At 63.7% G+C, this 16,937-nt stretch carries 18 protein-coding genes; 15 read left to right on the forward strand and 3 right to left on the reverse strand.

Features of this window, described 5'->3' with window-relative positions:
- Positions 1-347: 347 nt before the first annotated feature.
- Positions 348-1,361 (reverse strand): GNAT family N-acetyltransferase, encoded by a 1,014-nt coding sequence (locus DMX12_RS09880; protein ID WP_110677313.1) that lies wholly within the window; start codon positions 1,359-1,361, stop codon positions 348-350.
- A gap of 62 nt (positions 1,362-1,423) precedes the next feature.
- Positions 1,424-2,233 carry an ABC transporter substrate-binding protein gene (locus DMX12_RS09885; protein ID WP_110677315.1) on the reverse strand — a complete coding sequence of 270 codons (810 nt, stop codon included), beginning with the start codon at positions 2,231-2,233 and terminating at the stop codon, positions 1,424-1,426.
- Positions 2,234-2,418: 185 nt separating this feature from the next.
- Between DMX12_RS09885 and DMX12_RS09890 the strand changes: the two genes are divergently transcribed.
- Both DMX12_RS09890 and DMX12_RS09895 read left to right on the forward strand, forming a co-directional pair.
- A complete protein-coding gene (locus DMX12_RS09890; protein WP_054882195.1) occupies positions 2,419-2,970 on the forward strand; it encodes an exonuclease domain-containing protein in 552 nt (183 codons plus the stop codon).
- Between the two features lie 73 nt (positions 2,971-3,043).
- Complete coding sequence (locus DMX12_RS09895) at positions 3,044-3,328, forward strand: pyrimidine/purine nucleoside phosphorylase (RefSeq protein ID WP_009684816.1); 285 nt, start codon at positions 3,044-3,046, stop codon at positions 3,326-3,328.
- Between the two features lie 134 nt (positions 3,329-3,462).
- Here the strand turns inward: DMX12_RS09895 and DMX12_RS09900 are convergent, their stop codons facing one another.
- Positions 3,463-4,164, reverse strand: coding sequence for an alpha/beta family hydrolase (locus DMX12_RS09900; RefSeq protein WP_110677319.1), 702 nt, complete (start codon positions 4,162-4,164; stop codon positions 3,463-3,465).
- A gap of 50 nt (positions 4,165-4,214) precedes the next feature.
- Here DMX12_RS09900 and ccoN (DMX12_RS09905) point away from each other — a divergent pair, with 50 nt between their 5' ends.
- The 13 genes from ccoN (DMX12_RS09905) (at position 4,215) to DMX12_RS09980 (ending at position 16,835) form a co-directional block, all read left to right on the forward strand.
- Entirely contained in the window at positions 4,215-5,639 is a 1,425-nt protein-coding gene (gene ccoN / locus DMX12_RS09905; RefSeq protein ID WP_110677320.1) for a cytochrome-c oxidase, cbb3-type subunit I, read from the forward strand.
- A gap of 13 nt (positions 5,640-5,652) precedes the next feature.
- On the forward strand, positions 5,653-6,261 hold the full coding sequence (gene ccoO / locus DMX12_RS09910; protein WP_009683894.1) for a cytochrome-c oxidase, cbb3-type subunit II: 609 nt from the start codon (positions 5,653-5,655) through the stop codon (positions 6,259-6,261).
- A gap of 5 nt (positions 6,262-6,266) precedes the next feature.
- Positions 6,267-6,461, forward strand: a complete 195-nt coding sequence (locus tag DMX12_RS09915) for a cbb3-type cytochrome c oxidase subunit 3 (RefSeq protein WP_009683895.1) — start codon at positions 6,267-6,269, stop codon at positions 6,459-6,461.
- On the forward strand, positions 6,458-7,399 hold the full coding sequence (ccoP, locus tag DMX12_RS09920; protein WP_009683896.1) for a cytochrome-c oxidase, cbb3-type subunit III: 942 nt from the start codon (positions 6,458-6,460) through the stop codon (positions 7,397-7,399). The genes DMX12_RS09915 and ccoP (DMX12_RS09920) overlap by 4 nt, the downstream gene beginning before the upstream one ends.
- Positions 7,400-7,850: 451 nt before the next feature.
- Positions 7,851-9,293, forward strand: coding sequence for a cytochrome-c oxidase, cbb3-type subunit I (gene ccoN, locus DMX12_RS09930; protein ID WP_110677322.1), 1,443 nt, complete (start codon positions 7,851-7,853; stop codon positions 9,291-9,293).
- Entirely contained in the window at positions 9,293-9,901 is a 609-nt protein-coding gene (gene ccoO / locus DMX12_RS09935; RefSeq protein WP_009683898.1) for a cytochrome-c oxidase, cbb3-type subunit II, read from the forward strand. The genes ccoN (DMX12_RS09930) and ccoO (DMX12_RS09935) overlap by 1 nt, the downstream gene beginning before the upstream one ends.
- Before the next feature lie 5 nt (positions 9,902-9,906).
- Positions 9,907-10,098, forward strand: a complete 192-nt coding sequence (locus tag DMX12_RS09940) for a CcoQ/FixQ family Cbb3-type cytochrome c oxidase assembly chaperone (RefSeq protein ID WP_009683899.1) — start codon at positions 9,907-9,909, stop codon at positions 10,096-10,098.
- Positions 10,095-11,072, forward strand: a complete 978-nt coding sequence (gene ccoP / locus DMX12_RS09945) for a cytochrome-c oxidase, cbb3-type subunit III (protein WP_054913027.1) — start codon at positions 10,095-10,097, stop codon at positions 11,070-11,072. The genes DMX12_RS09940 and ccoP (DMX12_RS09945) overlap by 4 nt, the downstream gene beginning before the upstream one ends.
- A gap of 307 nt (positions 11,073-11,379) precedes the next feature.
- On the forward strand, positions 11,380-12,795 hold the full coding sequence (gene ccoG, locus DMX12_RS09955; protein ID WP_110677327.1) for a cytochrome c oxidase accessory protein CcoG: 1,416 nt from the start codon (positions 11,380-11,382) through the stop codon (positions 12,793-12,795).
- Positions 12,796-12,810: 15 nt separating this feature from the next.
- Entirely contained in the window at positions 12,811-13,335 is a 525-nt protein-coding gene (locus DMX12_RS09960; protein ID WP_009683903.1) for a FixH family protein, read from the forward strand.
- A gap of 155 nt (positions 13,336-13,490) precedes the next feature.
- Complete coding sequence (locus tag DMX12_RS09970) at positions 13,491-15,965, forward strand: heavy metal translocating P-type ATPase (RefSeq protein WP_110677329.1); 2,475 nt, start codon at positions 13,491-13,493, stop codon at positions 15,963-15,965.
- Positions 15,944-16,159 (forward strand): cbb3-type cytochrome oxidase assembly protein CcoS, encoded by a 216-nt coding sequence (ccoS, locus tag DMX12_RS09975; RefSeq protein ID WP_054881973.1) that lies wholly within the window; start codon positions 15,944-15,946, stop codon positions 16,157-16,159. Before DMX12_RS09970 ends, ccoS begins: the two co-directional genes overlap by 22 nt.
- Entirely contained in the window at positions 16,152-16,835 is a 684-nt protein-coding gene (locus DMX12_RS09980) for a sulfite exporter TauE/SafE family protein (RefSeq protein WP_054881972.1), read from the forward strand. Before ccoS ends, DMX12_RS09980 begins: the two co-directional genes overlap by 8 nt.
- Positions 16,836-16,937 lie beyond the last annotated feature (102 nt).

Here is a 16,937-nt window from a genome sequence, read left to right on the forward strand (position 1 = left end):
TTTCGGATAAGAGCTTCGTTGGCGCATGGAAATCCTGGCGATAAGGGTGATCGCGTCCGCTTAAAAATACGCGGACACCATCGCCCTTAATGCTGGAGTTCGGAAGGTGAGTTCGCCGGACGCTTACCAAGCTTCAAGCTACAAGTTAAAAGAAAAAGCCAAAGCAGAACGCGATCGGCTTTTGCTTGTAGCTTGTAGCTTGTAGCTTGTAGCTTGTAGCTTGTAGCTTGTAGCTTGTAGCTTGTAGCTTGTAGCTTGTAGCTTGTAGCTTGTAGCTTGTAGCTTGTAGCTTGTAGCTTATAGCTTGCCGCTTGTAGCTTGCCGCTTGCCGCTTGCAGCTCTCGCCATCAGGCGAGCCTGCAACGATCGAAGAACCGCTCCCGCCCCAGAATCATCAGCGCCGCGCGCTTGTGCGGGAAGTCGAACTCCTTCTCGCAATGGAAGCACTGGTCGTGCATGTAGCCGATCATCTTGCCATTGTCGGCACGCGGCTCGGCGACAACCCGCTGGGTACGCGGGTCATCCAGGAACAGGTAATGCACCAGCGCCGATAGCCAGCTGGCGACCTTGTGCGGGCCACGATGGCTCTGTTCCCCAACCAGCATGTGGATGCCGCGGTCGTAGTCATCGGCCGGGTAGAACGGTGCAATGCGGTCTTCCTTGGCCCAGTAAGCCTCGAAATAGGCAAATGGCTGATCGTCGAAGCAGCCAATCAACGTCAGGGTATGCGGGTCTGCCTCCAGCTTGGCCAGGTACTCGCGGTGCTGGGCAAGCGTGCCGCTTTCCTGCCAGAACGCCTCCACGCGCGGGTCGTTCTGCCAGCGGTTGAAGCGCTCCACGTCATGCTCGATGTCCAGGGTGCGCAGCGACACCCAGCTACCCAGCCGCGCATCGAAGCGCCGATAGACCTCGCCACGGGGCTTGGGCGCCCGCCGCGGGTGGCGCTTGCCGTTGCGGATCTGCATCTGCTGCGGGTAGGGGGCAGCCAGCGCCTCACCCAGCCAGGGCTGCGGCAATTGCCAGAACAGCGCGCGCTCGCACAGGTACTGGCCAGGCACATCGCCCACCAGCAGCAGGCCGCTGGCCAATGCCTGCGGCACCACCTCGGGCAGGTGCCAGATCAGGCGCTGGCAGGCACTGTCACGGGACAACAGCCAATAGCAGGCCGCCCACAAGGCTTGATAAGGGCGCTCGGGGCACAACTGCTCAAGGTGTACCTGCAAGGTTGGACCCGCCTGCAGGCGCACCTGCGCCAGCGGGCGGCCCTCCAGGGTCAGGCTCAGCCTGTTGGTCCCCTCCTCGGCACTGAGGCTGCGCCAACGTGGCGGTGACTGTGGCTGCGAATCGGCATCGAAGGGCATGGGTGGGTCTCGCGAAATGAACAAAGGGCTCACTGTCGAGAACGATGCCACGCGGCGGCAATTTAGTCCTCGGGCGCACTGACGGCGATGCGGTAAGGCTGGAAAATGCGCGCCAGCTCACCGCTATCACGCAAGCCTCTCAACAGTTCAGCGAACGACCGCTCGCCAATGGGCGCGGCGGGCCGCAGCAGCGCATAGTGGTGGTAAACCTGATCGATGCGCTGCGATGCAACCAGTTGCGCACGGCTGGACGGGTTACGTGCCAGGAAGTCACTGAGGTAGGAGCGCGTGACCAGGGCAATGTCGGCGCGGCCCGCCTGCACCATCAGCAGGTTGCTGTCGTGCGAATAGGTCAACGTCGCATTGTAGGCGTTGCGCAGGTAGCGCGGGTCGGCGTTGAAACCGGCGAACGCATAGTGATAGCCGTTGAACAGGGCCAGGCGCTTGCCCTTCAGGTCATCGAAGTAATGCGGGGCGCGCCCGTCCACCTGGCGGGCCACGAACACTTCGGCATCTTCCAAGCCCATGTCCACCTGTTGATGGGGGATCTGCTCCCAGCCCCACTGCGGGTTCTCGAAAATGGCCATATCGGTACGGCCTTGCTGCAAGTCACTGAAACGCCGCTGGATGGAAGTGGGCACCAATACGAAGCGGTAGCGCTGCTGGGCACGGTTGAGCGCAGCGACCAACTGCGGCAACAAGCCGTTGTCGGCGCCCTGCTCGGGGCGCACCGTATACGGCGGGAAATGCGCGGCACCGACTTTCACCTCGATGGCACCTGCCGCGCATGCCGGTACGGCCAACCAGTAAACAGCCAGCAACATGAGGGTGGACAAGGCCTTCAGGCCGGGCGCAAGGGTAAAGGCGGACATTCATCACGGTTCATGCCTGGGTTCGCTTAAGCTAGGCGTTTTACCGGGGCGGCACAACTGCTGCCTCCGGCTTTCGTGCCCCTCGGTACGCCATTGGCGGTGGCAAAACGGGCGGCAAAATGCCACGAGGTGCCGGATGCGCCGAGTTTGGCTACGCTCTAGCAGGATCTGCAAGGGAGCCTGGTATGGGCCATTGGTTGGTGATCGACCTGGAGGCCACCACCGATGAGGGTGGGTGGCCGGTCACGGAGATGGAAGTCATTGAAATCGGCGCGAGCCTGGTCACCCGCGAAGGCCGTGAGGTCGACCACTTCCAGCGTTTCGTGCGCCCGCGGCGGCGCCCGCAGCTGACCCCGTTCTGTCGCGAGCTGACCCACATCAGCCAGGCCGACGTCGATGCGGCCGCGCCGTTTCGCGAGGTATGGGCCAGCTTCGAGCACTGGCTCGGGCAGCATCGTGAACAGTTGCAGGCCTGGGTCAGTTGGGGCGACTACGACCGCCAGCAACTGCATCAGGAATGGCACCTGCACGGCCTGGACAGCCTGCTGCGCACGCTGGCGCACATCAACCTCAAGCAACGCTTTGCCAAGGCCCGCCACCTGCAGCGCCCTGCCGGCCTGAACGGCGCCCTGCAACTGGCTGGCATGCACTTTTGCGGGCAGCAGCACCGGGCCCTGGAAGATGCGCGCAACACAGCGCGGCTGCTGCCCTTGAGCCTGCCCGCCGACGGGCCCTGAAAGCAGATGACGAGGCCATTGGGCTTGGGCATACTGGCCAGCCCTTTTTCCTCCCCTTTTTCAGGAGACGCCCATGTTCCAGGTCAACGAGTACTTCAACGGCACCGTCAAGTCGATCGCCTTCACGGGCGAAGAAGGCCCGGCCACTGTCGGCGTGATGGCCCCGGGCGAATACGAGTTCGGCACTGCCAAGCGTGAAATCATGCACGTGGTGTCGGGTGCGTTGATCGTCAAGCTGCCAGGCAGCGACAACTGGGAAACCTTCAAGGCGGGCGACACGTTCAATGTACCGGCTGACAGCAAGTTCCAGCTGCAGGTGAAGGTAGACACCGCTTACCTGTGCGAGTACCGCGATTAATTGTTCGCTATTGTCACGCTCGTTGTAGGAGCGGCCTTGTGTCGCGAAAGGGCTGCGAAGCAGCCCCAGTTTTTAGCTTCGCCGCGTGAATTGCCGGGGCCGCTGCGCGGCCCTTTCGCGACACAAGGCCGCTCCTACAAGCGTATGCCTGCCAAAAAGCTGGCAACTCGCTGCGCAGCCGCCTGCAAATGCTGCTCATGGCTGAACCCCGAAGCCTTCAACGGCTTCAGGTCATGGTCCGCCGCCACTAGCCAGCTCACCTCGATCGCCGGCGACAACGCATACCCTGCCACCGCTTCCCGGTTGCCCAGCGCATCGCGCTCGCCCTGCACGATCAACGTCGGGGTTCTCAACCCGGCCAGGTGCTCCACGCGCGGCTTCTCGGGTTTGCCCACCGCGTAGAACGGATAGCCCAGGCACACCAGCGCATCAGCGCCCAGTTCGTCGGCCAGCAGGCTGGCCATGCGCCCGCCCATCGACTTGCCACCCACCGCCAGCTTGCCCGCGACCAAAGGTCGCACCTGCCGGTACACCTCGCGCCAGCTTTCCAGCAATACCTTCTGCGGGTTCGGCGGCCGCTTGCCACCGCCAACCCGGCGCTCGGCCATGTACGGGAACTCGAAGCGCAGCACCGCTACCCCAAGTGCCGCAAGCCTTTGCGCCATTTCGTCCATGAACCCGCTGTCCATCGGCGCACCGGCACCATGGGCCAGGATCAGGCAGCCCTTGTAACCCTCCCCGCCCTCGACCTGCGCAAGATCGCAGCGCAAGCCTGGGACATTTCCGACCTTCGCCCATTGATCCCCGTCAATACCGGCACTTTGCCCATTAATCATGCTTGCCTCGCTGTAAAGCCTGCCAAATAACCGTGGATGGGAACCCATACATGAACACAACCAGCAGTACCGCCTATAACTACAAGGTGGTCCGCCAATTCGCCATCATGACGGTGGTGTGGGGAATCATCGGGATGGGGCTCGGCGTTTTCATCGCCGCCCAGCTTGCCTGGCCTGCCCTCAACTTCGACCTCCCCTGGACCAGCTTCGGCCGCCTGCGCCCACTGCACACCAATGCGGTGATCTTCGCCTTCGGCGGCTGCGCGCTGTTCGCCACCTCCTATTATTCGGTGCAACGCACCTGCCAGACCACCCTGTTCGCCCCCGGCCTGGCCGCGTTCACCTTCTGGGGCTGGCAGCTGGTGATCCTGCTGGCGGCCATCAGCCTGCCATTGGGCTACACCAGCTCCAAGGAATACGCCGAGCTGGAGTGGCCGATCGACATCCTGATCACCATCGTCTGGGTCTGCTACGCCATCGTGTTCTTCGGCACGCTGATCAAGCGCAACACCAAGCACATCTACGTGGGCAACTGGTTCTTCGGTGCGTTCATCCTGACGGTGGCCATGCTGCACATCGTCAACAACCTGGAACTGCCGGTCAGCCTGACCAAGTCGTACTCGGTTTATGCCGGTGCCACCGACGCCATGGTGCAGTGGTGGTATGGCCACAACGCGGTGGGCTTCTTCCTGACCGCGGGCTTCCTGGGGATGATGTACTACTACGTGCCCAAGCAGGCCGAACGCCCGGTGTACTCCTACCGCCTGTCGATCGTGCACTTCTGGGCGCTGATTACCCTGTACATCTGGGCCGGCCCGCACCACCTGCACTACACCGCCCTGCCTGACTGGGCGCAATCGCTGGGCATGGTGATGTCGCTGATCCTGCTGGCACCGAGCTGGGGTGGCATGATCAACGGCATGATGACCCTGTCGGGGGCCTGGCACAAACTGCGCAGCGACCCGATCCTGCGCTTTTTGGTGGTGTCGCTGGCGTTCTACGGCATGTCCACCTTCGAGGGCCCGATGATGGCCATCAAGACGGTCAACGCCCTTTCCCACTACACCGACTGGACCATCGGCCACGTGCACGCTGGCGCCCTGGGCTGGGTCGCGATGATCTCGATCGGCGCCCTGTACCACACCATCCCGAAAGTGTTCGGCAAGGAACGCATGTACAGCATCGGCCTGATCAACGCGCATTTCTGGCTGGCCACCATCGGCACCGTACTGTACATCGCCTCGATGTGGGTCAACGGCATTGCCCAGGGCCTGATGTGGCGCGCAGTGAACAGCGACGGCACGCTCACCTACTCGTTCGTGGAAACCCTGGTGGCCAGCCACCCAGGCTTCATCGTGCGCTTCGTCGGCGGTGCGATCTTCCTCAGCGGCATGTTCCTGATGGCCTGGAACACCTGGCGCACCGTGCGTTCGCCGGCGCTTGATGCTGCCCCTGCGAACGCCCAGCTGGCTTGAGGAGACCTGCCTGATGAAACATGAAGTCATCGAGAAAAACGTTGGCCTGCTGGCCCTGCTGATGGTGTTGGCGGTCAGTATCGGCGGCCTGACCCAGATCGTGCCGCTGTTCTTCCAGGACGTCACCAACAAGCCGGTCGAAGGCATGAAGCCTTACACCGCGCTGCAGCTCGAAGGCCGCGACATCTACATCCGCGAAGGCTGCGTAGGCTGCCATTCGCAGATGATCCGCCCATTCCGCGCCGAAACCGAACGCTACGGCCACTACTCGGTCGCCGGCGAGAGCGTGTGGGACCACCCGTTCCTGTGGGGCTCCAAGCGTACCGGCCCGGACCTGGCCCGGGTCGGCGGCCGCTACTCGGACGACTGGCACCGCGCGCACCTGTACAACCCGCGCAACGTGGTGCCGGAGTCGAAGATGCCGGCGTACCCCTGGCTGGTCGCCCAACAGGTGGACAACAGCCACACCGACGTGAAGATGCGCACCCTGCGTACGCTCGGCGTGCCGTACACCGACGACGACATCGCCGGTGCCCGCGACGCGGTCAAGGGCAAGACCGAGATGGACGCACTGGTGGCTTACCTGCAGGTGCTTGGCACCGCGATCAAGAACAAGAGGTGATTGCGATGGAAATGGACACCGGCATGATTCGCGGCCTCGGCACCCTGGTGGTGATGGTCGCCTTCATCGGCCTCTCCCTGTGGGTATTCAACCGCCGTCGCGACCGTGATTTCGCCGAGGCGCGCTTGCTGCCCTTCGTCGACGACCGCCTGCCCGCTGCCGGGCAGGAACCTGCTGCAAAAAGGAGTAACGGGCAATGACCACCTTCTGGAGTACGTATATCAGCGTACTGACCATCGGGAGCCTGATTGGCCTGACCTGGCTGTTGCTCGCCACCCGCAAGGGCCAGAGCCACAACCCCACCGACCAGACCATGGGCCACAGCTTCGACGGCATCGAGGAGTACGACAACCCCTTGCCCAAGTGGTGGTTCTGGCTGTTCGTCGGCACCCTGGTGTTCGCGGTCGGCTACCTGATCCTTTACCCGGGCCTGGGCAACTGGAAAGGCATTCTGCCGGGTTATGAAAATGGCTGGACCGGCGCCAACGAATGGCAAAAGGAAATGGACAAGGCCGACGCCCGCTTCGGGCCGATCTTCGCCAAGTACGCCGCCATGCCGGTGGAGGAAGTGGCCAAGGACCCGCAGGCGTTGAAAATGGGCGGGCGCCTGTTCGCCTCCAACTGCTCGGTCTGCCATGGCTCGGACGCCAAGGGCGCGTTCGGCTTCCCCAACCTCACCGACAAGGACTGGCGCTGGGGCGGTGATGCGCAGACCATCAAGGCGTCGATCATGAACGGCCGCCATGGTGTGATGCCGGCCTGGGCCGAGGTGATTGGCGAGCAGGGCGTGGCCGACGTCGCCGCGTTCGTGCTGACCAGCATGGACGGCCGTAAACTGCCGGAAGGCGCCAAGGCCGACCCGGCCAAGGGCAAGGAGATCTTCGCCGGCAACTGCGTGGCCTGCCACGGGCCGGAAGGCAAAGGTACCCCGGCCATGGGCGCGCCCGACCTGACCCACCCACAGGCGTTCATCTATGGGTCGAGCTTTGCCCAGCTGCAACAGACCATCCGCTACGGTCGCCAAGGGCAGATGCCGGCGCAGGCCGAGATTCAGGGTAATGACAAAGTGCACCTGTTGGCGGCGTATGTGTACAGCCTGTCGCAGGATGGCGCGGCTGAAACCGTGACCTCCAAGTAATACCCCGGGGGCCGCTTTGCGGCCCATCGCGATGCAAGGCCGCTCCTACAGGAGATCGCATTCTTTCTGTAGGCGCGGCCTTGTGTCGCGAAAGGGCTGCAGAGCAGCCCCAGCGCTCCCCCGCCCTACTCCCTCCCTTGCACCCCCTCCGCACAGAACTAAGCTTGTTGCCACAGTGGGCATCCTACGAAAGCACCGGCGCAGACGCCGCGCCTGGCCAGTGGTCGCCCCAAAAAAAGCTTGACCGATCGATCAGAAAAAGGTGAAAAACGGTACACATTACAGATAGTTATTTGTGTACAATCCACCTGACCCGAGCGCTGCGGGACATCAGTGAACGGGCCCGGACACGGGTCGGCGTACCAAAGTTGCGTTGCGGTAACCCGGAGGGTTATCAATACTGGCGCCGATTTTTCAACCAACAAGAACATCAAAACCGTGGAACCTTAGAATGAGCACAGCAATCAGTCCGACTGCTTATAACTATAAGGTCGTCCGCCAGTTCGCCATCATGACGGTGGTCTGGGGGATCCTTGGCATGGGCCTCGGCGTCTTCATCGCCTCGCAGCTGGTGTGGCCACAACTGAACCTGGACCTGCCCTGGACCAGCTTCGGGCGCCTGCGTCCGCTGCACACCAACCTGGTGATCTTCGCCTTCGGCGGCTGCGCGCTGTTCGGCACCAGCTACTACGTGGTGCAGCGCACCTGCCAGACGCGGCTGATTTCCGACAGCCTGGCCGCCTTCACCTTCTGGGGTTGGCAGGCGGTGATCGTCGGGGCGCTGATCACCCTGCCGATGGGCTACACCACCACCAAGGAATACGCCGAGCTGGAGTGGCCACTGGCGATTCTGCTGGCCATTGTCTGGGTCACCTACGGGGTGGTGTTCTTCGGCACCATCGTCAAGCGCAAGACCAAGCATATCTATGTCGGCAACTGGTTCTACGGTGCCTTCATCGTGGTCACCGCGATGCTGCACATCGTCAACCACATCTCCCTGCCGGTCAGCCTGTTCAAGTCGTACTCGGCCTACTCCGGCGCCACCGATGCGATGATCCAGTGGTGGTACGGGCACAACGCCGTGGGCTTTTTCCTGACCACCGGCTTCCTGGGCATGATGTACTACTTCGTGCCCAAGCAGGCCGAGCGGCCGATCTACTCGTACCGCCTGTCGATCGTGCACTTCTGGGCGCTGATCACCCTGTACATCTGGGCCGGCCCGCACCACCTGCACTACACCGCCCTGCCCGACTGGGCGCAGTCGCTGGGTATGGTGATGTCGATCATCCTTCTGGCGCCAAGCTGGGGCGGCATGATCAACGGCATGATGACCCTGTCGGGCGCCTGGCACAAACTGCGTACCGACCCGATCCTGCGCTTCCTGGTGGTGTCGCTGGCGTTCTACGGCATGTCCACCTTCGAAGGCCCGATGATGGCCATCAAGACCGTCAACTCGCTGTCGCACTACACCGACTGGACCATCGGCCACGTGCACGCAGGCGCCCTCGGCTGGGTCGCCATGATTTCGATCGGCGCCGTGTACCACATGATCCCGCGCCTGTATGGCCGCGAGCAGATGCACAGCGTTGGCCTGATCAACGCGCACTTCTGGCTGGCCACCATCGGCACCGTGCTGTACATCGCCTCGATGTGGGTCAACGGCATCACCCAGGGCCTGATGTGGCGTGCCATCAACGATGACGGCACCCTCACCTACTCGTTCGTCGAGGCACTGCAAGCCAGCCACCCGGGCTACATCGTGCGTGCCCTGGGCGGTGCGTTCTTCGCCAGCGGCATGCTGCTGATGGCCTACAACGTGTTGCGTACCGTGCGTGCCGCCAACCCGGCACAGGCTGAAGAAGCCGCCAAGATCGTCGTTGTGGGAGCGCACTGATGAAGCATGAAGCCGTCGAGAAGAACATTGGCCTGCTGGCCTTCTTCATGGTCATCGCGGTAAGCGTCGGTGGCCTGACCCAGATCGTCCCGCTGTTTTTCCAGGACGTGACCAACAAGCCGGTCGAGGGCATGAAGCCGCGTACCGCCCTGGAGCTGGAAGGCCGCGACATCTATATCCGCGAAGGTTGCGTGGGCTGCCACTCGCAGATGATCCGCCCGTTCCGCGCCGAAACCGAGCGCTACGGGCACTACTCGGTCGCCGGCGAGAGCGTGTGGGACCACCCGTTCCTGTGGGGCTCCAAACGTACCGGGCCGGATCTGGCACGGGTCGGTGGCCGCTACTCCGATGACTGGCACCGCGCGCACTTGTACAACCCGCGCAACGTGGTGCCGGAATCGAAGATGCCGGCTTACCCCTGGCTGGTCGAGAACACGCTCGACGGCAAGGACACCGCGAAGAAGATGGAGGTGCTGCGCACTCTCGGCACACCGTACACCGACGCCGACATTGCCGGCGCCCGTGACGCGGTCAAGGGCAAGACCGAAATGGACGCCCTCGTGGCGTACCTGCAGGGTCTTGGCACCATCATCAAGAGCAAACGGTGACGCTGATGGATATCGGGATGATTCGCGGCCTGGGTACCGTCGTGGTGATGGTGGCGTTCGTGGGCCTGGCGCTGTGGGTGTTCAACCCACGGCGCAAGAAGGACTTCGACGAAGCCACCCAACTGCCCTTCGCCGATGACCCCGAGGCCAAACGGCACGTCGAGCAAGCAAAAGCTTCTGGGAGCAAACAACAATGACAACCTTCTGGAGTCTGTACGTTACCGTCCTGACCCTGGGCACCATCTTCTCGTTGACCTGGCTGCTGCTGTCGACCCGCAAGGGCCAGCGCGAAGAGGTGACCGACGAAACCGTCGGGCACGCCTTCGATGGTATCGAGGAGTACGACAACCCACTGCCGAAATGGTGGTTCTGGCTGTTCGTCGGCACCATCGTCTTCGCCCTCGGCTACCTGGTGCTGTACCCGGGGCTGGGCAACTGGAAAGGCATGCTGCCGGGTTATGCCTACCTGGACAACGACAAACAGACCGAGTTTTCCAACGGCCAGCAGGGCTGGACCGGCGTGCACGAGTGGGAAAAGGAAATGGCCAAGGCCCAGGCGCGCTTCGGCCCGATCTACGCCAAGTTCGCCGCCATGCCTATCGAAGAAGTGGCCAAGGACCCGCAGGCGCTGAAAATGGGCGCACGCCTGTTCGCCTCCAATTGCTCGGTATGCCATGGCTCCGACGCCAAGGGCGCCTTCGGTTTCCCCAACCTGGCCGACAATGACTGGCGCTGGGGCGGCGAGCCGGAAACCATCAAGGCCACCATCATGGGCGGCCGCCACGGTGTGATGCCGGCATGGGCCGAAGTGATCGGTGACCAAGGTGTGGCCGACGTCGCGGCATTCGTGGTCAGCAAGCTCGATGGCCGTACCCTGCCGCAAGGGGTCAAGGCCGATGTGCAGAATGGGCAGAAGATCTTCGCCGCCAACTGCGTGGCCTGCCACGGGCCGGAAGGCAAAGGCACGCCAGCCATGGGGGCACCGAACCTGACCCACCCGCAGGCGTTCATCTACGGCTCCAGCTTTGCCCAGTTGCAGCAGACCATCCGCTATGGCCGCCAAGGGCAGATGCCGGCCCAGGAACAGCTGCAGGGCAACGACAAGGTGCACTTGCTGGCGGCTTATGTGTACAGCCTGTCGCACCAGGCTGAGCCGGCCAAGGCCGAGTAAGCAGGCCTGGCCTCTTCGCGGGCTCGCCCGCTCCCACAACCTCGAGGCTGATGAGGGACCTGTGGGAGCGGGCAAGCCCGCGAAAAGGCCGGCACAGCCAAGCATTTCTCGCAGGCTGATGACCTGGATCAATTGACACCCGCCATAACACGATTCACACCGCGAACCCAACGCGACTAAAGGTCGCAGTGCGACCCCGGGCCGCCCACAGCGGCGTATCATGAACCGCAGAGCGCTAGCAGATTGCGCGAGACTGCGGCCGGCACGCACTGGCCGCGGCATTTTTCCACTGCCGTGGGACTTGATGATGAGCAAGCAAATTCCGGTACATGATGTAACCCCGCCTGCCACGAAAGGGAAGGACTCCGTCGACCTCTACGCGTCCCGCGAAAAAATCTATACCCGCGCCTTCACCGGCCTGTTCCGGCGTTTGCGCATGGTTGGCGGTGCCGCGCTGTTCCTGCTGTACTTCGGCACGGTATGGCTGAACTGGGGTGGCCACCAGGCGGTGTGGTGGAACCTGCCCGAGCGCAAGTTCTATATCTTCGGTGCCACCATCTGGCCGCAGGACTTCATCCTGCTGTCAGGCATCCTCATCGTTGCGGCCTTCGGCCTGTTCTTCATCACTGTGTTCGCAGGCCGGGTCTGGTGTGGCTACACCTGCCCGCAAAGCGTATGGACGTGGATCTTCATGTGGTGCGAAAAGGTCACCGAGGGCGACCGCAACCAGCGCATCAAACTGGACAAGGCGCCCATGAGCGCCAACAAGTTCCTGCGAAAGTTCAGCAAGCACAGCCTGTGGCTGCTGATCGGTTTCGTCACCGGCATGACCTTCGTCGGCTACTTCTCGCCGATCCGTGAACTGGTGATCGAGTTCTTCACCGGCCAGGCCGATGGCTGGGCCTATTTCTGGGTTGGCTTCTTCACCCTCGCCACCTACGGCAACGCCGGTTGGCTGCGCGAGCAGGTGTGTGTGTACATGTGCCCCTACGCCCGCTTCCAGAGCGTGATGTTCGACAAGGACACACTGATCGTCTCCTATGACCCGCGCCGCGGCGAAACCCGGGGCCCGCGCAAGAAAGGCGCGGATTACAAGGCCCAAGGCCTGGGCGACTGCATTGACTGCACCTTGTGCGTGCAGGTCTGCCCGACCGGCATCGACATCCGCGACGGCCTGCAGATCGAATGCATCGGCTGCGCCGCCTGCATCGATGCCTGCGACGGCATCATGGACAAGATGAACTACCCCAAAGGGCTGATCAGCTACACCACCGAGCACAACCTCTCCGGGCAGAAAACCCACCTGCTGCGGCCCCGCCTGATCGGCTACGCGCTGGTGTTGCTGGTGATGATCATCGGCCTGGCCACAGCCTTCGCCACCCGCTCGCTGGTCGGTTTCGACGTCAGCAAGGACCGTGTGCTGTACCGCGAAAATGCCCAGGGCCGGATCGAGAACGTGTACAGCCTGAAGGTCATGAACAAGGACCAGCGTGACCATGTGTATGTGCTGGACGCCACTGGCCTGCCAGACCTCACGCTCGAAGGCCAACGCGAGATCCGCGTGGCCGCCGGGGATATCGTCAGCCTGCCGGTGCAGCTGTCGGTGGCGCCGGAAAAACTGCCATCGACCACCAACGAAATCACCTTCATCCTCAACAGCGCCGACGACAGCAGCGCGCAGGTTGAAGCCAAGAGCCGCTTCATCGGCCCACAGATCCGCTAAGAGAGATAACCCACAATGCCTGCCACCGCCGCCGACCCTTGGTACAAGCACCTCTGGCCCTGGATCATCATTGCTATCCTCACCACCTCGGTGTGCCTGAGCCTGAGCATGGTCAGCATCGCCGTGAACAACCCGGACAACCTGGTGAACGACAATTACTACGAGGCGGGCAAGGGCATCAACCGCTCACTGGACCGCGAACTGCTGGCACAGAAGCTGCGCCTCCAGGCCAGTGTGCACCTGGATGAACTGACCGGCGAAGTGGACCTGCGCCTGGCCGGCAACAGCAACCCGCAGAACCTGGAACTGAACCTGATATCGCCCACCCAGCCGGAAAAGGACCGCAAGGTGCTGCTGAGCCAGGTCGAGGCCGGGCGTTATGTGGGGCAGCTGCAAGACAAGGTTGATGGGCGGCGTTTCGTTGAGCTGCTGGGCAGTGAAGGTGGCCAGGTGTGGCGGCTGTTCGAGGAGGAGAAGGTCGAGCATGGCGTGACCTTGCAGCTTGGTGATGAAGCCATCCAAGGCGCCGAGCACCTGTAGGAGCGGCCTTGTGTCGCGAAAGGGCTGCGCAGCAGCCCCTGCAACCTATGCTGCGAAGCTGAGATCGTGGGGCCGCTTCGCGCCCCTTTCGCGATACAAGGGCGCTCCTACAGGGAAGCGCGCCAACCGGCCGCTATGTGTAAGGCAATGATGTGATGACCCAACCCATTCCCTGCTACCACTGCGCCCTGCCCGTTCCTGCCGGCAGCCGCTTCACCGCTGTGGTGCTCGGCGAGCCCCGCGAGTTCTGCTGCCCCGGCTGCCAGGCAGTGGCCGAGGCGATCGTGGCCGGCGGCCTGGAACACTACTACCAGCACCGCAGCGACAACAGCGCCAACCCCGAAGCGTTGCCCAGGCAGTTGCAGGACGAACTGGCCCTGTACGACCGCAGTGACGTGCAGCAAACCTTCGTCCACCACTTGGGCGACCTGGCCGAAGCCACCTTGCTGATCGAAGGTATCAGCTGTGCGGCGTGTGGCTGGCTGATCGAAAAACACCTGCGCAACCTGCCCGGCGTCGCCGAGGCGCGCCTTAACCTGTCCAACCACCGCCTGCTGGTTGCCTGGGATGCCTCGCAGCTGCCACTGTCGCGCCTGCTGGCCGAACTGCGCCAGATCGGTTACGCCGCCCACCCCTACCAACCCGACCAGGCCGCCGAGCAGTTGGCCCGGGAAAACCGCAGCGCCCTGCGGCGCCTGGGCGTGGCCGGGTTGTTGTGGTTCCAGGCAATGATGGCGACCATGGCCACCTGGCCGGAATTCAACATCGACCTGTCGCCCGAGCTGCACACCATCCTGCGTTGGGTGGCGCTGTTCCTGACGATCCCCATCGTGTTCTACAGCTGCGCGCCGTTCTTCAAGGGCGCCGCACGCGACCTGCGCACCCGCCACCTGACCATGGATGTTTCGGTGTCACTGGCCATTGGCCTGGCGTTCGGCGCGGGTATCTGGACAGCCATCACCGGCAGCGGCGAGCTGTATTTCGACACCGTCGGCATGTTCGCCCTGTTCCTGCTGACCGGCCGCTACCTGGAACGCCGCGCCCGCGAGCGCACCGCAGTGGCCACGGCGCAACTGGTGAACTTGCTGCCGGCTTCGTGCCTGCGCCTGGACAGCCAAGGCCGCAGCGGGCGCATTCTGCTCAGTGAACTGCAATGCGGCGACACCGTACAGGTGCTGCCCGGCGCAGTGATTCCCGCCGACGGGCGCGTCGTCGAAGGCCGCTCCAGCGTCGACGAATCGCTGCTGACCGGTGAGTACTTGCCACAGCCGCGGCGAGTGGGGGACCGGGTCACCGGCGGCACCTTGAACGTGGAAAGCACGCTGAACATAGAAGTCCAGGCCCTGGGCCACGACTCGCGGCTGTCGGCCATCGTCCGCCTGCTGGAGCGTGCGCAGACGGAAAAACCACGCCTGGCAGAAATTGCCGACCGCGCCTCTCAGGGGTTCCTGCTGTTCTCGCTGCTGGCCGCAGTGGCCATCGGCCTGTGGTGGTGGTACCTGGAGCCGGCGCGGGCGTTCTGGATCGTGCTGGCCATGCTGGTGGCGACGTGCCCTTGTGCGCTGTCGCTGGCCACCCCCACCGCACTCACTGCAGCCACCGGCACCCTGCATAAACTTGGCCTGCTGGTGACCCGTGGCCATGTGCTGGAAGGCCTGAACCAGATCGATACGGTGATTTTCGACAAGACCGGCACGCTGACCGAAGGCAGGCTGACCTTGCGCAGCATTCGCCCACTCGGCAGCTACCCCGCGGACCGTTGCCTGGCGCTGGCGGCGGCATTGGAGAACCGTTCGGAGCACCCCATCGCCCGGGCGTTCGGGCGCGCGGCCACACCTGCTGAAGAGGTGCAGAGTGTGCCCGGCCTGGGCCTGGAAGGGCTGGTCGATGGCCAGCGCCTGCGCATTGGCCAGGCCAGCTTCGTCTGCGCCTTGAGCGGCGCGCAAGTACCTGCGGTGCCCGAGCCTCGCGGCCAGTGGCTGCTGCTGGGCGACCGCCAGGGGCCATTGGCCTGGTTCGGCCTGGACGACCGCTTGCGCGATGATGCACCGGCCCTGCTGGCTGCCTGCAAAGCGCGGGGCTGGCGCACCCTGCTGCTGTCTGGCGACAGTTCGCCGATGGTCGCGGAAGTCGCCGCGCAACTGGGCATCGACCACGCCATTGGCGGCCTGCGCCCGGACGACAAACTGGAGCGCCTCAAAGCCTTGCAGGCCGAAGGGCGCAAGGTGCTGATGCTGGGCGACGGGGTCAATGATGTGCCAGTGCTGGCCGCCGCCGACATCAGCATCGCCATGGGCAGCGCCACCGACCTGGCCAAGACCTGCGCCGACGCGGTGCTGCTGTCCAACCGCCTGAGCGCGCTGGTGCAGGCGCTGGAACTGGCGCGCCGCACCCGCCGCAACATCCTCGAGAACCTGCTGTGGGCAACCCTGTATAATGGCCTGATGTTGCCGTTCGCCGCCCTCGGCTGGGTCACCCCGGTGTGGGCTGCTGTCGGCATGTCGGTGAGCTCACTGATCGTGGTGCTCAATGCCCTGCGCCTGACCCGCGTGCCAGTCAGCGCCGGGCTGCCCGCGATGAATGCCGCGCAACCCGCCAGGAGTACGCCATGCCCGCCCTCTATGTCATGATCCCCGCAGCCCTGCTGCTGGTCGGCGTGGCCGTGTACATCTTCTTCTGGGCCGTGGACAGCGGCCAGTACGACGACCTCGACGGCCCGGCGCACAGCATTCTGTTCGACGACCAGGACCCTCGTCACCAGGCGGCGGTCAAACCCGACGACACGCCGGGCAACGCCGACAAGGACTTGCCACCCCGTGCCTGACCTGCTTCCCCTGCTGGGCTCGGCGCTGGTGCTCGGCTTGCTCGGCGGCGGCCACTGCCTGGGCATGTGCGGCGGCCTGATGGGTGCGCTGACCTTGGCCATCCCCCCTGAACAACGCGGCAGGCGCCTGCGCCTGCTGCTGGCGTACAACCTGGGGCGCATCTTCAGCTATGCCTGCGCCGGGTTGCTGCTGGGCCTGGCCGGCTGGGCCGTGGCCAGCAGCCCGGCCGCCCTGGCCCTGCGGGTCCTGGCCGCCTTGCTGTTGATTGCCATGGGCCTGTACCTGGCCGGCTGGTGGAGCGGGCTGACGCGTATCGAGGTGCTAGGCCGCGGCGTGTGGCGGCATATCCAGCCGCTGGCGTCGCGCTTGCTGCCGGTGTCCAGCCTGCCCCGTGCGTTGCTGCTGGGGGCCTTGTGGGGGTGGTTGCCATGCGGGTTGGTGTACAGCACGTTGTTATGGGCAGCCAGCCAGGGCCATGCCGGCTACAGCGCGGCGTTGATGCTGGCGTTCGGGGTGGGCACCTGGCCGGTGCTGCTGGCGACCGGATTGGCGGCAGAGCGGGTAAACACTTTGTTGAAACGGCGCAGTGTGCGGGTGGCCGGCGGGGTGCTGGTGATGCTGTTTGGTATCTGGACCATGCCCGGGCCGCACCAGCATTGGCTGATGGGGCATTGAGGGCTGCAAGCTACAAGCTACAAGCTACAAGCTACAAGCTACAAGCTACAAGCTACAAGCTACAAGCTACAAGCTACAAGCTACAAGCTACAAGCTACAAGC

Source organism: Pseudomonas sp. MB-090624 (genome assembly GCF_003205245.1).
Taxonomy (GTDB): domain Bacteria; phylum Pseudomonadota; class Gammaproteobacteria; order Pseudomonadales; family Pseudomonadaceae; genus Aquipseudomonas; species Aquipseudomonas juntendi.